The sequence below is a fragment of the Mesorhizobium australicum genome, from assembly GCF_900177325.1.
GTDB classification, from domain to species: domain Bacteria; phylum Pseudomonadota; class Alphaproteobacteria; order Rhizobiales; family Rhizobiaceae; genus Mesorhizobium_A; species Mesorhizobium_A australicum_A.
On the sequence record NZ_FXBL01000004.1, the window covers coordinates 1778009 to 1795535 of the forward strand.

At 68.0% G+C, this 17527-nt stretch carries 15 protein-coding genes; 11 read left to right on the forward strand and 4 right to left on the reverse strand.

The annotated features are described in order from the left end of the window. Window positions 1-21: 21 nt before the first annotated feature. The 5 genes from B9Z03_RS11040 to B9Z03_RS11060 all read left to right on the forward strand — a co-directional run bounded on the left by B9Z03_RS11040 (window position 22) and on the right by B9Z03_RS11060 (window position 6201). On the forward strand, window positions 22-1965 hold the full coding sequence (locus B9Z03_RS11040; RefSeq protein WP_139832229.1) for a pseudouridine synthase: 1944 nt from the start codon (window positions 22-24) through the stop codon (window positions 1963-1965). Next, window positions 1965-2519, forward strand: coding sequence for a 16S rRNA (guanine(966)-N(2))-methyltransferase RsmD (rsmD, locus tag B9Z03_RS11045; RefSeq protein ID WP_085464262.1), 555 nt, complete (start codon window positions 1965-1967; stop codon window positions 2517-2519). Before B9Z03_RS11040 ends, rsmD begins: the two co-directional genes overlap by 1 nt. A gap of 165 nt (window positions 2520-2684) precedes the next feature. After that, on the forward strand, window positions 2685-3989 hold the full coding sequence (locus B9Z03_RS11050) for a M16 family metallopeptidase (protein ID WP_085467601.1): 1305 nt from the start codon (window positions 2685-2687) through the stop codon (window positions 3987-3989). Next, on the forward strand, window positions 3986-5332 hold the full coding sequence (locus B9Z03_RS11055; RefSeq protein ID WP_085464263.1) for a M16 family metallopeptidase: 1347 nt from the start codon (window positions 3986-3988) through the stop codon (window positions 5330-5332). The genes B9Z03_RS11050 and B9Z03_RS11055 overlap by 4 nt, the downstream gene beginning before the upstream one ends. After that, window positions 5332-6201, forward strand: a complete 870-nt coding sequence (locus B9Z03_RS11060; RefSeq protein ID WP_085464264.1) for a patatin-like phospholipase family protein — start codon at window positions 5332-5334, stop codon at window positions 6199-6201. Before B9Z03_RS11055 ends, B9Z03_RS11060 begins: the two co-directional genes overlap by 1 nt. A 3-nt stretch (window positions 6202-6204) precedes the next feature. Here B9Z03_RS11060 and B9Z03_RS11065 read toward each other — a convergent pair whose 3' ends face one another. Beyond that, window positions 6205-7659: an MATE family efflux transporter gene (locus tag B9Z03_RS11065; protein ID WP_085464265.1), complete on the reverse strand. Its 1455-nt coding sequence runs from the start codon at window positions 7657-7659 to the stop codon at window positions 6205-6207. A gap of 17 nt (window positions 7660-7676) precedes the next feature. Further along, the gene (locus B9Z03_RS11070; RefSeq protein WP_085464266.1) at window positions 7677-9503 is read right to left on the reverse strand and encodes a monovalent cation:proton antiporter-2 (CPA2) family protein; all 1827 of its coding nucleotides are present in this window, start codon (window positions 9501-9503) and stop codon (window positions 7677-7679) included. Between the two features lie 229 nt (window positions 9504-9732). On the opposite strand from B9Z03_RS11070, the gene B9Z03_RS11075 reads away from it, so the two are divergent. Genes B9Z03_RS11075 through lpxK form a run of 6 tightly spaced genes read left to right on the forward strand, consistent with a single transcriptional unit; the run spans window position 9733 to window position 15288 of the window. Further along, entirely contained in the window at window positions 9733-11076 is a 1344-nt protein-coding gene (locus tag B9Z03_RS11075; RefSeq protein ID WP_085464267.1) for a TldD/PmbA family protein, read from the forward strand. After that, window positions 11063-11863 carry a 3'(2'),5'-bisphosphate nucleotidase CysQ gene (locus tag B9Z03_RS11080; protein ID WP_085464268.1) on the forward strand — a complete coding sequence of 267 codons (801 nt, stop codon included), beginning with the start codon at window positions 11063-11065 and terminating at the stop codon, window positions 11861-11863. The genes B9Z03_RS11075 and B9Z03_RS11080 overlap by 14 nt, the downstream gene beginning before the upstream one ends. Before the next feature lie 52 nt (window positions 11864-11915). After that, window positions 11916-12167 (forward strand): DUF4170 domain-containing protein, encoded by a 252-nt coding sequence (locus B9Z03_RS11085; RefSeq protein ID WP_085464269.1) that lies wholly within the window; start codon window positions 11916-11918, stop codon window positions 12165-12167. An 18-nt stretch (window positions 12168-12185) separates the two neighbouring features. Beyond that, a complete protein-coding gene (locus tag B9Z03_RS11090) occupies window positions 12186-12953 on the forward strand; it encodes a lysophospholipid acyltransferase family protein (RefSeq protein WP_085464270.1) in 768 nt (255 codons plus the stop codon). Further along, window positions 12950-14275, forward strand: coding sequence for a lipid IV(A) 3-deoxy-D-manno-octulosonic acid transferase (gene waaA, locus B9Z03_RS11095; protein WP_085464271.1), 1326 nt, complete (start codon window positions 12950-12952; stop codon window positions 14273-14275). The genes B9Z03_RS11090 and waaA overlap by 4 nt, the downstream gene beginning before the upstream one ends. Further along, window positions 14275-15288, forward strand: a complete 1014-nt coding sequence (gene lpxK, locus B9Z03_RS11100; RefSeq protein ID WP_085464272.1) for a tetraacyldisaccharide 4'-kinase — start codon at window positions 14275-14277, stop codon at window positions 15286-15288. Before waaA ends, lpxK begins: the two co-directional genes overlap by 1 nt. 6 nt (window positions 15289-15294) lie before the next feature. On the opposite strand, the gene B9Z03_RS11105 is transcribed toward lpxK, so the two are convergent. After that, window positions 15295-15525, reverse strand: a complete 231-nt coding sequence (locus tag B9Z03_RS11105) for a DUF2093 domain-containing protein (RefSeq protein WP_085464273.1) — start codon at window positions 15523-15525, stop codon at window positions 15295-15297. A gap of 174 nt (window positions 15526-15699) precedes the next feature. Continuing rightward, window positions 15700-17520, reverse strand: coding sequence for a DNA mismatch repair endonuclease MutL (mutL, locus tag B9Z03_RS11110; RefSeq protein ID WP_085464274.1), 1821 nt, complete (start codon window positions 17518-17520; stop codon window positions 15700-15702). Window positions 17521-17527 lie beyond the last annotated feature (7 nt).

Genomic DNA, 17527 nt, shown 5'->3' on the forward strand with positions numbered 1-17527 from the left:
GCCTCGAGAGGCAAAGGCCACATGAGCGACGAACGAAAGAAATCTCCTGGCAATCGCGGCCCCGGTGGAGGTGGTCCTGGCGGACGCGGCCCTTCGGGTGGACCGAAGGGCGGCAAGCCGAGCTACGGCAAGCCTGCCCGAAAGAAGGGCGACCGGCAGCCTGCCTATCGCACGGAACGTACGCCGCGGCCTGCGGGCGCGGCGGCCGAAAAGCGCGAACCGAGGCCACGCCGCGACGATGCGGCAGCATCGGCCGATGCTCCGAAGAGGAGTTTCAAGCCACGTGGAGAGGACCGCGGCGAAAAGCCGGCGCGCGCCGAGGGACGGCCGTTCCGCAAGTCCGGCCCCGGCGAACGCCCTTTTGCAGGCAGAAGTGGCGACAAGCCGTACCGGAAGCCCGCGGAAGCCGGCGAGAAACGCGAGTATCGCCCGCGCCGGGATGATGCGGCCGCCGGCGACGGGCCGAAGCGCGCCTATCGGCCGCGTTCGGAGGGAGACAAGCCCTACCGGAAGCCTGAGGGCGACCGTCCGTTCCGCAAGCCGGCGGAAGCCGGGGAGAAGCGTGAATACCGTCCTCGCCGGGATGACGCGGCTGCTGCCGCCGACGGACCGAAGCGTGCCTATCGGCCACGACCCGATGGCGACAAGCCGTTCCGCAAGCAGGACGGCGACAAGCCCTTCCGCAAGCGTCCCGATGGCGAAGCGCCGCGTCCGGGCGGCCGGTCGCGCCCGTTCGCGGACAGGCCGGCACGCGAGGAGGCTGCGCCCGAGGAGGGCGAGCGCATCGCCAAGCGCCTGGCACGCGCCGGCATTTCGTCCCGCCGCGACGCCGAGGAGATGATCGCCGCCGGTCGCGTCAAGGTGAACGGCAAGGTGCTGGCCTCGCCGGCGATCAATGTCGGGCCCGATGACGTGATCCATGTCGACAACGAGCTGATCCCCGCGATCGAGCGGACGCGGCTGTTCCTGTTTCACAAGCCGGGCGGCGTGGTGACTACCAACCGTGATCCGGAAGGCCGCAAGACCGTCTTCGACGTGCTGCCGCAGGGCCTGCCACGCCTGATGACCATAGGCCGGCTCGACATCAACACCGAAGGCCTGCTGCTCCTGACCAACGATGGCGGCCTTGCCCGCGTGCTCGAACTGCCGGCGACCGGCTGGCTGCGCCGCTATCGCGCCCGCGTCCATGGCCGCGTGGACGAGAAGGCGCTTGCCTCGCTGAAAGACGGCATCGCCGTCGACGGTGTGTTTTACGGCTCGATCGAGGCCTCGCTCGACCGTGAGCAGGGCACCAATGCCTGGCTGACGATCGGCCTGCGCGAAGGCAAGAACCGCGAGGTTAAGAACGTGCTCGGCGCGCTCGGCCTCGACGTGTCGCGGCTGATCCGCGTCTCCTTCGGCCCCTTCCAGCTCGGCGAACTCGCCGAAGGCGCGGTGCAGGAGCTGAAGGGCAAGGCGCTGCGCGACCAGCTCGGCGACCGCCTGATCACGGAGGCCGGCGCAAATTTCGAGGCGCCGGTCGTCACGGAGTTCTCCAACAAGCCGGTTGTTCGCTCCCGCGATCCCGAGCCCGAAGCGGCACCTCGTCGCGAGCGGCGCTCCGAACCCGGCGAGGGCGGTCTGATCAAGAACCGCAAGCGGGCGAGGGAAGACCACCGCGAGGACGTGCTCGGCCGGCTCGGCACCAAGCCGGAGCGCGGCCGTTTCGAAGGCAAGGGTCCGGCCGGCGGCAGGCCGCGCGGGAGGACCGAAAAGCCCTTCGAGCCGCCCAAGACCCGCAGCGCGAATGTCTGGATGGCGCCAGGCGCCCGCCCGCAAGGCAAGCAGGGGAAGCCGAGCGAGGACGTAGCGCCCAGCCGGCGGCCCGAGGGTCCCCGCGACGGCAGCCAGGGTCGCAAGCGCCCCGCGGCGGCTGACGCCTCCTTCCGTCCGCGCGGTCCCCGCAAGCCGCGCAAGGACGATTGATGCGCATTGTCGGCGGCGAGTTCCGCGGCCGCCCGCTTGCGACGCCGCGCTCCAGCGCGATCCGGCCGACCACCGACCGGACGCGCGAGGCTCTCTTCAACGTGCTCGCCCACCGCTACGCGGACAGGCTGGAAGGGGTGCGCGTGCTCGACCTCTTTTCCGGCACCGGTGCGCTGGGGCTGGAAGCCCTGTCGCGCGGGGCCGCCTTCTGCGTCTTCGTCGAGGAATCGGCGGAAGGGCGCGGTCTCGTGCGGGAGAACGTCGAGGCGCTCGGCCTGCAGGGGCGCACCAAGATCTTCCGCCGCGATGCTACGTCGCTCGGTCCTTCGGGAACGCTCGGCTCCTTCGGCCTGCTCTTCGCCGATCCGCCCTATGGCAAGGGCCTCGGCGAGCGGGCGCTCGCGTCGGCGCGGGACGGCGGCTGGATCGTTGCGGGCAGTCTCTGCGTGGTCGAGGAGGGCGCAGATGCGCCGTTTTCACCCGGCGACGGCTTCGAGATCGTCGATGAAAGATCCTATGGCGACACCATCATCCGCTTCGTCGAAGTGACGTAAGACAACAATTTTTCGCGACGGCCATGTTGCGGACACGCGCTTTGGCGACATGTCCCGCTACAATCGCCTGATTCACGGAGGGCTTGGGCATTGCGGCATCATTTCTATCGGCATCTCGCCACGGCGACGGCGGTCTCCCTCGTCGTGCTCGCCTCGCCGGCCGTCATGGCCCAGGAGGTGCGGCAGGAGCCGGTCGCCGATTTCACCCTGGCCAACGGGCTGGAGGTGGTCGTCATCCCGGACCATCGCGCGCCGGTGGTCACACACATGCTCTGGTACAAGGTCGGCGGCTCCGACGAGGAACCCGGCAAGTCGGGCATCGCGCATTTCTTCGAGCACCTGATGTTCAAGGGCACGAAGAACGCGAAGCCCGGTGAGTTCTCCCGTCGCGTCGCCGAGATCGGCGGGCAGGAGAACGCCTTCACCTCTAATGACTACACGGCCTATTACCAACAGGTCTCGCCCGACGTCCTGCCCGATATGATGCGTTTCGAGGCCGATCGCATGCGCAACCTGATCCTCACCGATGAGGTGATCGGACCGGAGCGCGACGTGATCCTCGAAGAGCGCAACTCGCGTGTCGACAGCGATCCGGGCGGCATCCTCGCCGAGGAGATCGACGCGACGCTCTACCAGAACCACCCCTACGGCACGCCGGTAATCGGCTGGAAGCACGAGATCGCCCAACTCAATCGCAAGGACGCGATCGACTTCTACGACCGCTACTACGCGCCCAACAACGCGGTACTGGTCGTTGCCGGCGACGTCGACGCGGAGACGGTCAAGAAGCTCGCCGAGGACACCTATGCCAAGGTGCCGCGCGGACCGGACCTGCCGCCGCGCATCCGACCGACTGAGCCCGAACAGAATACCGCACGCACGGTAACGCTTAAGGACCCGCGCGTCGGCGTGCCGAGCTTCCAGAAGAACTGGCTTGTGCCGTCCTACACGAGTGCCGTGCGCGAGAAGCTCGACGGCGAGCCCGAGGCGCTCGACCTTCTGTCGGAGATCCTTGGCGGCGGCATCCGCAGCCGCCTGCACCAGGAACTGGTCGTCAAGCGCGGCATCGCCTCGTCGGCCGGCGCCTACTATCAGGGCACCGCGCTCGACGACACCGACATCACCTTCTACGGCTCGCCCCGCGGCGCCGCCTCGCTGGCCGAGGTCGAGGCCGCCATTGACTCGGAGATCGCCAAGCTGATCGAAAGCGGCGTCACGCAGGAGGAACTGGACCGCGCCCGCAACCGCTTCCTGCGCAGCCTGATCTTCGCCCGCGACAGCCAGTCCGGCATGGCGCGCATCTACGGTTCGACGCTGACCACGGGGGGTTCGATCCGGGACATCGACGAATGGCCGGACCGCATCAGGAAGGTGACGACGGACGACATCCGCGCCGTCGCGAAGAAATATCTGTCGCCCGACCGGGCAGTGACGGGCTACCTGCTGCCCGCGGGAGGAAACGCCGGATGATCACCCTTCGCATGGCTGCCGGGCGCATCGTCGCCCTAATTTCGCTGGTCCTTCTCCTTGCCCTGCCGGCCCTCTCCGCGGCGCGGGCCGAAGTGAAGATCCAGGACGTCGTCTCGTCAAAGGGCGTCCGCGCCTGGCTGGTGGAGGACTACTCCGTTCCGATCGTCTCGATCCGCTTCGCGCTGCGCGGCGGGTCGACCCAGGACCCGATCGGCAAGGAAGGGCTCGCCAACCTGATGACCGGCCTGTTCGACGAAGGGGCGGGCGATCTCGACAGCGACGCCTTCCAGCTTGGGCTGGACGACGCGGGCGCCGAGATGAGCTTCAGCGCCGGCAGCGATGCGATCTACGGCTCGATGCGCATGCTCGCCGAGGGCCAGGACGAGGCCTTTGCGCTGCTGCGCCTGGCGATCCAGCAGCCGCGCTTCGACGCCGAGCCGCTGAACCGCATCCGCGACCAGATCGTCGCCGGAATCCAGGCGAGCGCGCTCGACCCCTCGACCAAGGGCGAGATCGCCTGGCGTGAGGCCCTCTATGCTGGCCATCCCTACGCGCGGCCGGACGAAGGCACGGAGGCGACTCTGGCCACCATCACGCCCGACGATGTCAGGCAGTTCCACGACCGCGTCTTCGCTCGCGGCAACCTGGTCGTTGGCGTGGTCGGCGCGATCGACGCCGAGACGCTGAAGCGGCGTCTGGACGAACTGTTCGGCGATCTACCGGCTGAGCCGACCCTTTCGCCTGTCGTGCGCGCCGAGCCGAAGTTCGCCCAGCAGATCAACGTGGCTTCCAACCTGCCGCAGACCACGCTGCAGCTCGCCTGGCCCGGCATCGAGCGCAATGACCCGCAATTCTTCGCCGCCTACCTGATGAACCACATCCTCGGCGGCGGCTCGTTCTCGTCGCGCCTCTTCGAGGAGGTGCGCGAGAAGCGAGGCCTCACTTACGGGATCAGCTCCGCGCTGGTGAATCGCGACTATTCCTCTGCGCTGGTTATCGGCACCTCGACCCGGGCCGATCGCGCAGCCGAGACGCTGGCGCTGATCCGCTCCGAGGTGGCGAAAATGGCGACGGAAGGCCCGACCCAGGCTGAGCTCGACTTCGCCAAGAAGTATGTGATCGGCGCCTACGCCATCAACAATCTCGACACGTCGGGCGCGATCGCCCGCACGCTGGTCGAGCTCCAGCTTGACGGCCTGGGCATCGACTATATCGACCGCCGCACTACCCTCATCGAGGCGGTGACGCTGGACGATGTAAAGGCGGCCGCGAAGCGACTGCTCGAGTCTCAGCCGGCGGTGATGGTGCTTGGTCCGGCCCTGCCCCAGAGCGCGGTCCAGTGATGGCACCTGCCGCAGGGCGCACGCGCGGGGACGGCGGTCCGACCTTCGCACTGGCGCTTGGCGGCGGCGGCGCGCGCGGTCTGGCGCATATCCACGCCATCGAGGCTCTGGACGAACTGGGCATCGCGCCGGTCGCAATCGCGGGTTCTTCCATCGGCGCGATCATGGGCGCGGGCATGGCGGCGGGCATGACCGGCGAGGAGATCCATCACTATGCCAAGTCGATCCTCGGCCGGCGCGGCGAGGTTGCCAGCCGCATCTGGAAGTCGCGGCCCGGCAGCCTGCGCGAGGCGGTGGCCGGCGGCTTCAGGCTCGGCCAGTTCGACATCAGCCGCATCCTCAAGGCCTTCCTTCCGGAGGCGGTGCCGGACACGTTTGAGGAACTGAAAATCCCTCTCAAGGTGACGGGAACCGACTTCTACGGGCACAAGGCGGCCGTCTTCGAAAGTGGCGACCTCCTCTCCGCGATCGCCGCGTCGGCCGCCATTCCGGCCGTGTTCCGCCCCGTTCTGCGCGACGGCAGGTACTACATCGACGGGGGCTTCTATAATCCGGTGCCCTTCGACCTTCTGTTCGGCAAGGCCGACATCCTGATCGCGATCGACGTGGTCGGCGCGCCGGACGGAGACCCCGCCAAGGCGCCGAGCGCGCTCGACCTGATGTTCGGCACGAGCCAGCTGATGATGCAGTCGATCATCGAGACGAAGCTGACGCAACGCAGGCCTGACATTTTGCTCCAGCCGCCCGTCTCCCGTTTCCGGGTGCTCGACTTCCTGAAGATCGACACCGTGATGAGCGAGACCGCGGCGCTCAAGGACGAACTCAAGCGCGCGGTCGAGGCGGCGGTGAAGAAACGCGAGCGAAAGTAAGCTTCACGACAGCGTCGCGGCCTTTCCGGTCGAGAACGGCGAATTCGCCGTCGGCGGCGGGGCCGGGATGTTGTCTTCGGCGCCGGAAGCGGCGGTCCGTGCGATCCGCCTCACCAGCCAGAAGCACACGACCGCCGAGGCGACGCCGAAGACGATGGCCCCGAGCGCCCATCCCGCGACCACGCCCTTGGCCCCGTAATACGTGGAGCCTACCCATACGAACGGGATGATGCCAAGCGTCGAGCGCCCCCAGTTGAACAGCGTGCCGTAGCCGGGAAAGCCCAGATTGTTGAATGCCGCGTTGGCGACGAACAGCGTTCCATTGAACAGGAAGCTGCCGGCCGCGAACAGGCAGAAGAAGATCACCAGTTCGCGCGCCTCGCCATGCGCGCCGAACAGGTCCGCGACCTGGTTCGAGAACAGCGCGAGCAGCGCCCACACCGCCAGGCAGTAGACCAGCGTGACGACCAGGCTGTCGCGCATCGTCTCCATCAGTCGTCCGTAGAGCCTGGCGCCGTAGTTCTGGCCGAGGATCGGCCCGACCGCGCCGGACAGCGCAAAGATCACGCCGAACGCGACCGGGATGATGCGGCCGATAATGGCCCAGCCGGCGACGGCGTCGTCGCCGAACTCCGCCATCCGCACCGTGACGTAGGTATTGCCGACCGGCGTGGCGATCTGCGTCAGCAGCGCCGGCACGCCGATGCCGAAGAACGGCCTTGTCGCGGCCTTCAGCCGCGCAAGGTCCGGCAGGCGGATCAGCCGGTGCACGACATGTGCGCCATGCAGGCCGACGGCCAGGATGATGAAGCGCGACAGCACGGTCGCGATCGCGGCGCCGGTGATGCCGAGATCCAGGCCGAAGATGAGCAGCGGGTCGAGGATGGCCGCGGCCACCCCTCCCGACAGCGTCACGTACATCGCCCGCCTGGCGTCGCCGACGCCGCGCAGGATACCGGTCGTGCACATGCCGAGCGCCATGATCGGCGAGGAGGGGATGACGATGCGCAGGAAGTCGGCGCAGATCCGCGCCGTTTCCCCCTTGGCACCCATCCAGCCCACCAGCGTGTCGAGGAACGGCCACATGGCGAGGGCGAGCACGCTCGTCGCGGCTCCCATGAAAACCATCGACGCACCGCCGAGCCGCGCGGCCTCGTTCCGGTCGCCGCGTCCAAGCGCCCTCGACACCAGCGCCGATGCCGCGATGGTGAAGCCGATCGACACCGAAATGGTGAAGAACAGCAGGGTTCCGGCAAAGCCGATCGCCGCCGCCAGCTCCTGCACGCCCAGCATCGAGATGTAGAACAGGTTGAGCGCGTCGACGATGAAGATAGCGATGAGGCCGATCGAACCCGTCGCCGTCATCGAGATCACATGCCGCAAGGTCGATCCTGACGTGAACCGGGCTTGGCGCGGTCGCTCGACCGGCCGTGCCGGCTGCGTCCCTTCCTGTTCCATCTCAGACCTTCCTCCGCTCAGCCGGGCGCCGCCGACGGTTCCCGCTTGTCCGCTTCCTCGATCGCCTTGTCGAGCCGGCGCGCCTCCCGGCTGGGCCTGGTCAGCGGCTCGGGCGACACCGGCGTCGTCGTCAGCGTGCCACTGCCGGCATAGGCGCCGCCGGTCGCCTGCATGGCGAGGCGCTCCTCGTCCCGCCGGCGCACGTCCTCGGCAATCTCCAGCGCCTCCATTTCCGATACGCCAAGCCCCTCGAGGGTGCGGCGGCCGAACATCAGGCCCGACTCGAAGGTCTCCCGCACCTCGTATTCCACGCCCTTGGCGCGCAGCTGCAGCGTATGCGTCCTGTCGTAGGCGCGCACATAGAGTTTAACGTCGGGATAGTCGTGCTGGATCAAGTCGACGATCTTGTCCGTCGTGGCCCGCTCGCGGGTGCAGATCGCAACCACCTTGGCGTCGCGGATGCCGGCGGCCTCCAGCACGTCTTTGCGCGTGCCGTCGCCGAAATAGATGCGGAAGCCGAATTTCTCGACGGCGCGCACCCGGTTGGCCGAGTTGTCTATGATCGTGACCGACGTGCCGCCCGACAGCAGGATTTGCGACGCGATCTGGCCGAAGCGTGAGAATCCGATCATCAGCACGTCCGCGCCCGCCTCGTCGAAGTTCTCCTCGATCTCGTCCGCGTCGAGCGGCGTCTTCAGCCGCTGGCCCAGGCGCACGACGACGGGCGTCAGCGCCATGGAGACGGTCACGATCGCGATCAGCATCGATGCCGTCTCCGCTGAGAGGATCGCCGCGCCGGTCGCTGCCGAAAAGAGCACGAAGCCGAACTCGCCGCCCTGCGGCAGGATCAGCGCCACCTGCAGCGCATCGTCGTGATCGGCACCGAAGAGACGCGCCAGAGGATAGATGATCAGGGCCTTCACCAGCATCATGATCGGCACTGCGATCAGGATGGTGCCCCAATGGTCCCGGATCACCTCGAGGTCGAGCGACATGCCGACCGCCATGAAGAACAGGCCGAGCAGGATGCCGCGGAAAGGCTCGATGCAGGCTTCCAGCTCATGCCGGTAGGATGAATCGGCCAGCATCACGCCCGCCAGGAATGCGCCCATTGCCATGGACAGGCCTGCAAGCTGCATCAGTGTCGCGGCACCAAGCACCACAAGCAGCGCCGCCGCGATCATGGCCTCTCGCGCGCCGGTGTTGGCGATGATGCGGAACAGCGGGTTGAGCAGGTAGCGGCCGGAGACGAACAGGGTCGCCACCGCGGCGGCCGCGATCGAAAGCTCCCTGTAGCCCGATTCCTCCATCTCGACCGCGAAGGGCGCCAGGATTGGAATGACGGCAAGCAGCGGCACGATCGCCATGTCCTGCAGCAGAAGGATGGAGAACGAGATCTGGCCATAGCGCCGGTTGAGCGAGCCCTGCTGTTCGAGGATCTGGGTCGCGAATGCGGTCGACGACAGCGCCAGGCCGAATCCGGCAAGGATCGCCGCCGGCAGCGAGAAGCCGGCGAGCAGAACGGCGAGAGCCGTCAGCACGAGGCCGGTGGTGACCACCTGCGCCGTACCGAGGCCGAATATGTCTTTGCGCATGGCCCACAACCGCGCCGGCTTGAGTTCCAGACCGATGATGAAGAGCAGGAACACGACGCCGAGCTCGCCGAGTTGAAGCAACTGGTCACTGCCGGTGATCAGCAGCGTGACCGGCCCGATGGCGATGCCGGCCGCGATGTAGCCCAGCACCGTCTCTAATCCGAAGCGCTTGAAAAGTGGGGCAGCGATGACCGCTCCACCCAGCATCAGCAACACTTGTGCATAGATCGCCGGTCCGTGCTGTTCCATTCTTCGATCTCGTTTCGTGTTGGCGTCGCGGCGGGATCACCGCCACCCATTGCAGAACCCGAGTGGGAACAATAGATGGGGTCCGGAGCTATGTCCGATCAGATTGAGTCATTTCTGTTTCGAAACGACGCGAAATGACCGGACGTCCGCAGCTACGCCCGGCCGCTCATCGCTCCGCACCTGCGCAGGTCCGCCGCAAGTGCCCAGTCGCAGCATGTTGGAAGCCGTCATGACAGATTCCCCCGATTCGAAGAAACTTGCCGAGCGCGTCGCCGCATTGGTGGATGCAGCGAAGCGGGCAGGGGCCGACGCAGCCGATGCGGTCGCCGTCCGCTCGCGCTCGAAGGGCGTCACTGTCCGTCTCGGCAAGGTAGAATCGACCGAGGCGTCGGAAAGCGACGACATCTCGCTGCGCGTCTTCGTCGGACAGCGCGTCGCCAGCGTCTCGGCCACCGCCTCCTCGGATGCCGGCACGCTCGCCCAACGCGCCGTTGCGATGGCGAAGGTCTCGCCCGAGGACCCCTACCAGGGGCTTGTCGATCCGGCGCTTCTTGCTGACGGCGTCGTCGACCTCGATCTGTTCGACCCGACGGAGCTGTCCGCCGAGCAACTGCGCGAGGCGGCACTGGAAATGGAAGAAGCCGCGCTCGCCATCAAGGGCATCTCCAATTCGGGCGGTTCCAGCGCCGGCGCCGGCATGGGCGGCATGGTGCTGGCCACTTCGCACGGCTTCGTCGGCCACTATGCCGCCACCCGCTTCTCCCGCTCGGTCAGCGCCGTCGCCGGAGAGGGCACCGGCATGGAGCGTGACTACGACTTCTCCTCGCGCCAGCATTATCTCGACCTCGAAAGCGCGGCCGCCATCGGCAGGAGCGCCGGCGAGCGGGCCGTGCGCCGGCTCGGTGGGCGCAAGGTGCCGACCGGGACGATCACCGCTGTCTTCGACCCGCGCGTGGCGCGCGGCATCGCCGGCCACCTCGCCGGCGCGATCAACGGCGCCAGCGTGGCGCGCAAGACGAGCTTCCTGCGCGACATGATGGGCGAGCAGGTCGCTTCCGCGGCCATCACCGTCACCGACGATCCGCTGCGCCGCCGCGGTCAGGCCTCGCGGCCCTTCGACGGCGAGGGCGTACGGGGACAGCCGCTGACAATGGTCGACCGTGGCGTGCTGCGGCACTGGTTCCTGTCGAATTCGGCCGCGAAGGAGCTCGGCCTCGTGACCAACGGGCGCGGCGCGCGCTCCGGTTCGTCCGTGTCGCCGACCTCGACCAACCTGGCGATCGAGCCGGGCGCCATCTCGCCGAAGGACATGATCGCCCGCCTCAAGTCAGGCTTCTACGTAACCGAGGTGTTCGGCCAGGGCGTCAACATGGTAACCGGCGAATACAGCCGCGGCGCCTCCGGCTTCTGGATCGAGAACGGCGAACTGACCTTCCCGGTGACCGAGGTGACGATCGCCTCCAACCTCAAGGACATGTTCCTGGCACTTGTTCCTGCCGACGATCTCGACCGCAATTTCGGCACGGCCGCGCCAACGCTGCTCATCGAAGGGATGACCCTTGCAGGCAGTTGAACCCCGGCTGACGGCCTTCGAGGCCGACCTCGCTTTGATCTCCGACGCCGCGCTGCGCGGCGGCGAGATCGCCATGCGCTATTTCGGTCGCAAGCCGGACGTCTGGATGAAGCCGGGCGATTCCCCGGTCACCCAGGCCGACATCGCCGTCGACACCTATCTGCGTGAGACCCTGCGCGCCGCGCGGCCGGACTATGGCTGGCTGTCCGAGGAGACGGTCGACACGCCCGACCGGCTGAAGACAGAGCGGCTGTTCGTCGTCGACCCGATCGACGGCACCCGCGCCTTCATCGACAAGCGCGACACCTGGTGCGTCAGCATCGCCGTGGTCGAGAAGGGTCGACCACTCGCAGGCGTGCTGGCGTGCCCGGCCAAGGCCGAGTTTTATTCCGCCGCGCTCGGCGGCGGCGCGTTCCTGGACGGAACAGGCCTGTCGATCCGCGAGACCGATGCCTCTCCATCGATCGCCGGGCCGAAGACGATGGTCGATGCCGCGCGCGAGCGCTTCCCGGACCTGCGCACCGTGCCCTACATCCCCTCGCTCGCCTATCGGCTGGCGATGGTCGCGGCCGGTCGCATCGACGCCACATTCGTCAAGCCTAGGTCGCACGATTGGGATCTGGCGGCCGCCGATCTCATCCTCACGGAGGCTGGAGGCGGGATTCGTGCGCGAGAGGGCGGTTCGCCATTTTATGGCGGCGTCAGTCCGCAGCACGGCTCGCTTGTCGCGGGCGGCCCTTATCTACTAGACAGGCTCTCGGATATTCTGATCCGCCAGGACGCCTGAATCGGCCGCGCGATCTGCGACCGGTCGGAATCGAACGTACGAGGAGAAGGCCATGTCTGACGATGGCGAAAGGAAGCAGCTTCTGCATCTCGTCTTCGGTGGCGAGCTGAAGTCGTTGAAGGGGCTCGAATTCCGCGACCTCGAAGGCCTCGACATCGTCGGTATCTTTCCCGACTACAAGTCGGCCGAGCTTGCCTGGCGCGCCAAGGCGCAGGCCAGCGTCGACAACGCGCACATGCGCTACTTCATCGTCCATCTGCACCGCCTCCTCGACCCCGATTCGCAACAGGCGGCCGGGCGCTAGTCGGTGAGCGTGGGAGACATGTCCGCCGAGGACGAGGCGCCGCAGCCTGTGCGCAAGCGCAGCCCGATCGGCCGCCTCTGGCGGAAGATCCGCAAGCCGCTGGCGCAGTCGACCATGGTGAAGAACCTGCTCGCCTCGGCGATCGCGTCGGGCCTGCGCTTCGTCAAGGCGACGAACCGGATCGCGCCCGGCTCCGATCCGGTGGACAGCTTCCTCGATGTCCGCTCGAACAATATCTACGTGCTCTGGCACGGCCAGCATCTGCTTGCCCCGGCCTTCGTGCCGAAAGGGCAGCGCTTGCCGACCATGTTCTCGCGCAGCGCCGACGCCGAACTCAACGCGCTGGCCGCAAGCCGCCTCGGACTGGAGCCCGTCAGGGGATCAGGCGGGCGCGACGGTAAGCATTCGATCGAAAAAGGCGGTGCGAGGGCGCTGATTGCCCTCAAAAAGGCGCTCGACCAGGGCAAGTCGGTCTGCATGATCGCAGACATACCGCACGGAACCCCGCGCGAGGCGGGGCTCGGCGTGATCACCCTGTCGAGGATATCCGGCCGGCCCATCGTCGGCGTCGCCTTCGCCACGAGCCGGCGCAAGGTGCTCGAAAAGAGCTGGGACAAGACGACGATCAACCTGCCCTTCGGGCGTTGCGGCATCGCCTCCACCGAGGAAATCCAGGTGCCGGCAGGTGCGTCCGAGGCGGAGATGGAATACTACCGCCGCCGCCTCACCGACGCTCTCAACGCGGCGACGAAGCGCGCCTACAGCCTGGCAGACGACCGCACATGAGCGAACGCTGGGCACGCGCACTGTTGGGCACATATCGCTGGGCCGGAGCCGCGGCCTATCCGCTGGTCGGCGGCTATATCGCCTGGCGCACCAGCAAGGGCAAGGAGGAGCGTAGCCGCCGGCGCGAGCGCTACGGCTTCCCTGGAGCGGCCCGCCCGCATGGCCCGCTCGTCTGGTTCCACGCCGCGAGCGTCGGCGAGACGCTCGCCGTGGCGCCGCTGGTCGAGCGCATCATAGGCCTCGGTATCAACGTGGTGCTGACCACCGGGACCGTGACCTCCGCCGCCGTGGTGCGCGACCGCTTCAGCGAAGGCGTGATCCACCAATATGTGCCGCTGGACCTGACCCCGGCGCTGAACCGCTTCCTCACCCACTGGGCGCCGGATCTCGCCATCATTGCCGAATCCGAGATCTGGCCGATGACGATCCTGGAGCTCGGCTCGCGCCGCATCCCGCAGATCCTCGTCAACGGCCGTATGTCCGACCGCTCGTTCGAATCGTGGAAGAAGCGCTCCTACATCGCCGAGGCGCTGTTCGAGAACCTCTCGCACGTCATCGCGCAGTCGGAAATCGACGGCGAGCGCTTCCGCACCCTGGGCGCGAGGCCCGTGACGGTGTCGGGCAACCTTAAGGGCGACACCGAGCCGCTTCCGGTGGACGACGCCGCGCTGGCGCTGATCGGCGGCCAGATCGGCAAACGCCCGACATGGGCGGCGGTGTCGACCCATGAGGGCGAGGAGCAGGTGGCCGTCTCCGTCCATCGCCTCCTGAAGCAGCGGCATCCCGACATCCTGACGATCATCGTGCCGCGCCATCCCAAGCGCGCCGACGCGCTGGAGGCAGAGTTCGCGGCCATGGGCCTGAAGGTGGCACGCCGCAGCCGCAACGACCGCATCCTCTATGACACCGACATCCTGCTCGGCGACACGATCGGCGAGATGGGACTCTACCTGCGCCTGACCGAGATCGCCTTCGTCGGCCGTTCGCTGACGGCGGAGGGCGGCCAGAACCCGCTCGAGCCGGCGCTGCTCGATACGGCGGTACTGGCCGGGCGCAACGTGCAGAACTTCCGCGACGCCTACCAGAAGCTCGTCGACCGCGGCGGCGCCAGGCTCGTTCGCGACGCCGACATGCTGGCGGGCGCGGTGAACTTCCTCCTCACCAACCCGGCCAAGCGCCGCGAGATGATCGCCGCGGGTCGCGAGACGGTCGAGGCCATGCGCGGCGCGCTCAACCTCACGCTCAAGGCGCTGGAGCCCTATGTCCAGCCGCTGATCGTCAAGGCCCGCCTCGAGCAGGCCAACGGCCGCCGGGCGAGATGATGGCAAGCGAGGCCCCGCCCTTCTGGTGGGATCGTCCCGACTGGAGGTCGGCGCTGCTGTGGCCGGTCTCGTCAGTCTACGGGCTGGTCGCTGCCCGCCGCATGCTGAATGCGCGACGCGAGCATGTCGGAGTGCCGGTGCTGTGCGTCGGCAACCCGACCGTCGGCGGGGCCGGCAAGACGCCGGTCGCCATCGCGCTCGCTCAGCAGGCCCGCCGCATGGGCCTGGAGCCGGGCTTTCTGTCGCGCGGCCATGGCGGCAGCCTGTCAAAGCCGCATCTGGTCGATCCGCACCACGACAGCGCCAAGTCGACCGGCGACGAGCCGCTTCTGCTCGCCAGCGAGGCGCCGACAGCGGTGACGCCCAACCGTGCGGCGGGCGCGCGGCTGCTGATCGCGGAGGGATGCGATTTCCTCATCATGGATGACGGGTTCCAGAGCGCGCATATCCATTACGACTACGCGCTCCTGGTGGTGGACGCGCAGCGCGGCCTCGGCAACGGCCACATCATCCCGGGCGGTCCGGTGAGGGCGCCGCTGGTCGACCAGATCCGCCATGCCCACGCGGTTCTGCGCATGGGCGAGGGCGAAGCGGCCGACGCGCTGGTGCGGCTCGCCGCGCGCGCCGGACGCCCGATCTACGACGCGGTCGCCCGGCCGCGCCCCGGCAGCGGGGTCGAGGGCCGCGCGCTGCTGGCCTTTGCCGGTATCGGCCATCCGGACAAGTTCTTCCGCACCGTCGAGGAGGCGGGCGGCAGGCTCGTCGCAACGCGGCCTTTCCCCGACCATCACTACTACACCGACGAGAACCTCGCCGAGCTGCTCGAACAGGCGGATGCAGCAGGCGCCGACCTGGTCACGACGGCAAAGGATGCCGTGCGCATCCGCCACGCCTCCGAGGTTGCCGCGCGACTTTTGCAGCGGCTCTCCGTCATCGAGATCGACCTGGAATTCGATCCGCCGGGAATTCCGGAACGGATCATCGGCGACACGATCGCCGCGTTCGAACGGTAGGGTTGCTCAGCCGCGCTTGCGCAGGCCGGGATTGGCGTCGATTTCACGCTTCAGCGAGATGGCAGCGGTGAGATAGGCCTCCTGCCGCGCGACGCTCCAGTATTTGAGCTCGTCGAGCGGTATTGCCTCACCCGTCACCGCGCAGCGCACGAACGAGCCCGGACTGGCGACCTGGAAGTCGCCGTCGAGATAGCGGATGCGCGCTTCCTTCGCGCCGGGGCCTTCGAAACGGTTCATGTCTGCTCGCGTCCGCCTGACCCCGAAAATCGGAATCGATTTTCGGAAGGATCATGCGCCAACTCAAAGTGTTAGAGCGTCCTTTGCGCGTCCAATAGGACGCGCGGCGCTCTAATGCGCCTCATCCGCCATACTTCGCGCGGGAAATCAAGCTGCCGCCGCGGCGCGGGCCGCTCATCGCCGCCCGAACAGCCGTTCGATGTCGGCGAGCTTCAGCTCGATATAGGTCGGGCGGCCGTGATTGCACGTTCCGGAGCCCGGCGTCGCCTCCATCTGCCGCAGGAGCGCGTTCATCTCCTCCGGCCGCAGCTTGCGGCCCGACCGCACCGAGCCGTGGCAGGCCATCGTCGCGGCGATCGCGTCGAGCCGCCTGGTCAGGGTCTCGGTCGTGTCGTGCTCGCCGATCTCGTCGGCGAGGTCGCGGATCAACTGCCCGGCATCCACCTCGCCCAACATGGCCGGCGTCTCGCGCACGGCGACCGCGCCTGGGCCGAAGCGCTCGACCGACAGGCCGAAACGGCGCAGTGTGTCCGCGTGCCTGGCGAGCCTTTCGGCATCGTCCTCGCCGAGATCGACAATCTCCGGCACCAGCAGCATCTGGGCGGGAACGCCGCGGCTCGCCAGTGCCGTCTTCAACTGCTCGTAGACCAGCCGCTCATGCGCGGCGTGCTGGTCGACGATGATGAGCGAATCCCGCGTCTGTGCGACGATGTAGTTCTCGTGCACCTGCGCGCGCGCTGCACCCAGATCCCGGTCGAGCAGGTCCACCGGCGGCTCCGATGCATCCGCGCGCATGTCGGTGGAGCGCGCCGTCTCGAACACGGCCTGCATCGCCTCGCCGAACCCACCCGCCGGGCCGAAGGAGCGGGCGGGCTGCGGTGTCGTCCATAGCGGGGCGTTCACACCGGTATCGCCGCGAGGCCACGCCGGCGCTGCGGCTGCGGCGCCGTCTGCGCGGAACGCGGCCATCATGCCGTCCGCGCCGCTCGTCGCCGCCCGGATGCCGGAACGCGCCAAGGTCTCGCGGATCGCACCGACGATCAGGCCGCGCACGAGGCCCGGATCGCGGAAGCGCACGTCGGACTTCGCCGGATGCACGTTGACGTCCACCAGGGCCGGGTCGAGCGTCAGGAACAGCGCGGTGACCGGATGCCGGTCGCGCGGCAGAACGTCGGCGAAACCGGCGCGCAGCGCGCCGGCGATCAGCTTGTCGCGCACCGGTCGGCCGTTGACATAGGCGAACTGCTGCAGCGCGTTCGCCCGGCTGTAGGCGGGGATGGAGATGTAGCCGTCGAGCCGCACGCCTTCCCGCAGCGCGTCGACGGCGAGCGAATTCTCGGCGAATTCACGGCCGAGCACCTGCGCCACGCGCGCAAGCCGGCCTTCGGGGCCTTCGCCGGCGGGAGCTAGGTCGAGCGTGCTGCGGTCGGGTCCGGACAGGCTGAACCGGACTTCGGGGAACGCGATCGCGATGCGCTTGACCGTGTCGGCGATCGCCGTCGCCTCCGCGCGCTCGCCCTTCATGAACTTCAGCCGCGCCGGCGTCGCAAAGAACAGGTCGCGCACCTCCACCAGCGTGCCGCGATTGGCGGGCGCCGGGCGCACGGACGCGACGCGGCCGCCGTCCACCGCGATCTCCGCGCCGTTTTCCGCCTCTGCGGTCCGCGACCGGATCGCGAGCTTCGACACCGAGCCGATCGATGGCAGAGCCTCGCCGCGGAAGCCCAGGGCACGGATGTCGTTGATGTCGTCGGTGAGCTTGGAGGTGCAGTGGCGCGCCACCGCGAGCGACAGCTCGGCCTCCGGAATGCCCGAGCCGTCGTCGGTGACGCGGATGAGGCTGAGCCCGCCGCCGGCCGTCGCGACGTCGACGCGGGTTGCGCCTGCGTCCAGCGCGTTCTCGACCAGTTCCTTAACGACGCTCGCCGGCCGCTCGATGACCTCGCCGGCGGCGATCTGGTTCACCATCGTTTCGGAGAGGGGGCGGATTGGCATTCCGCCA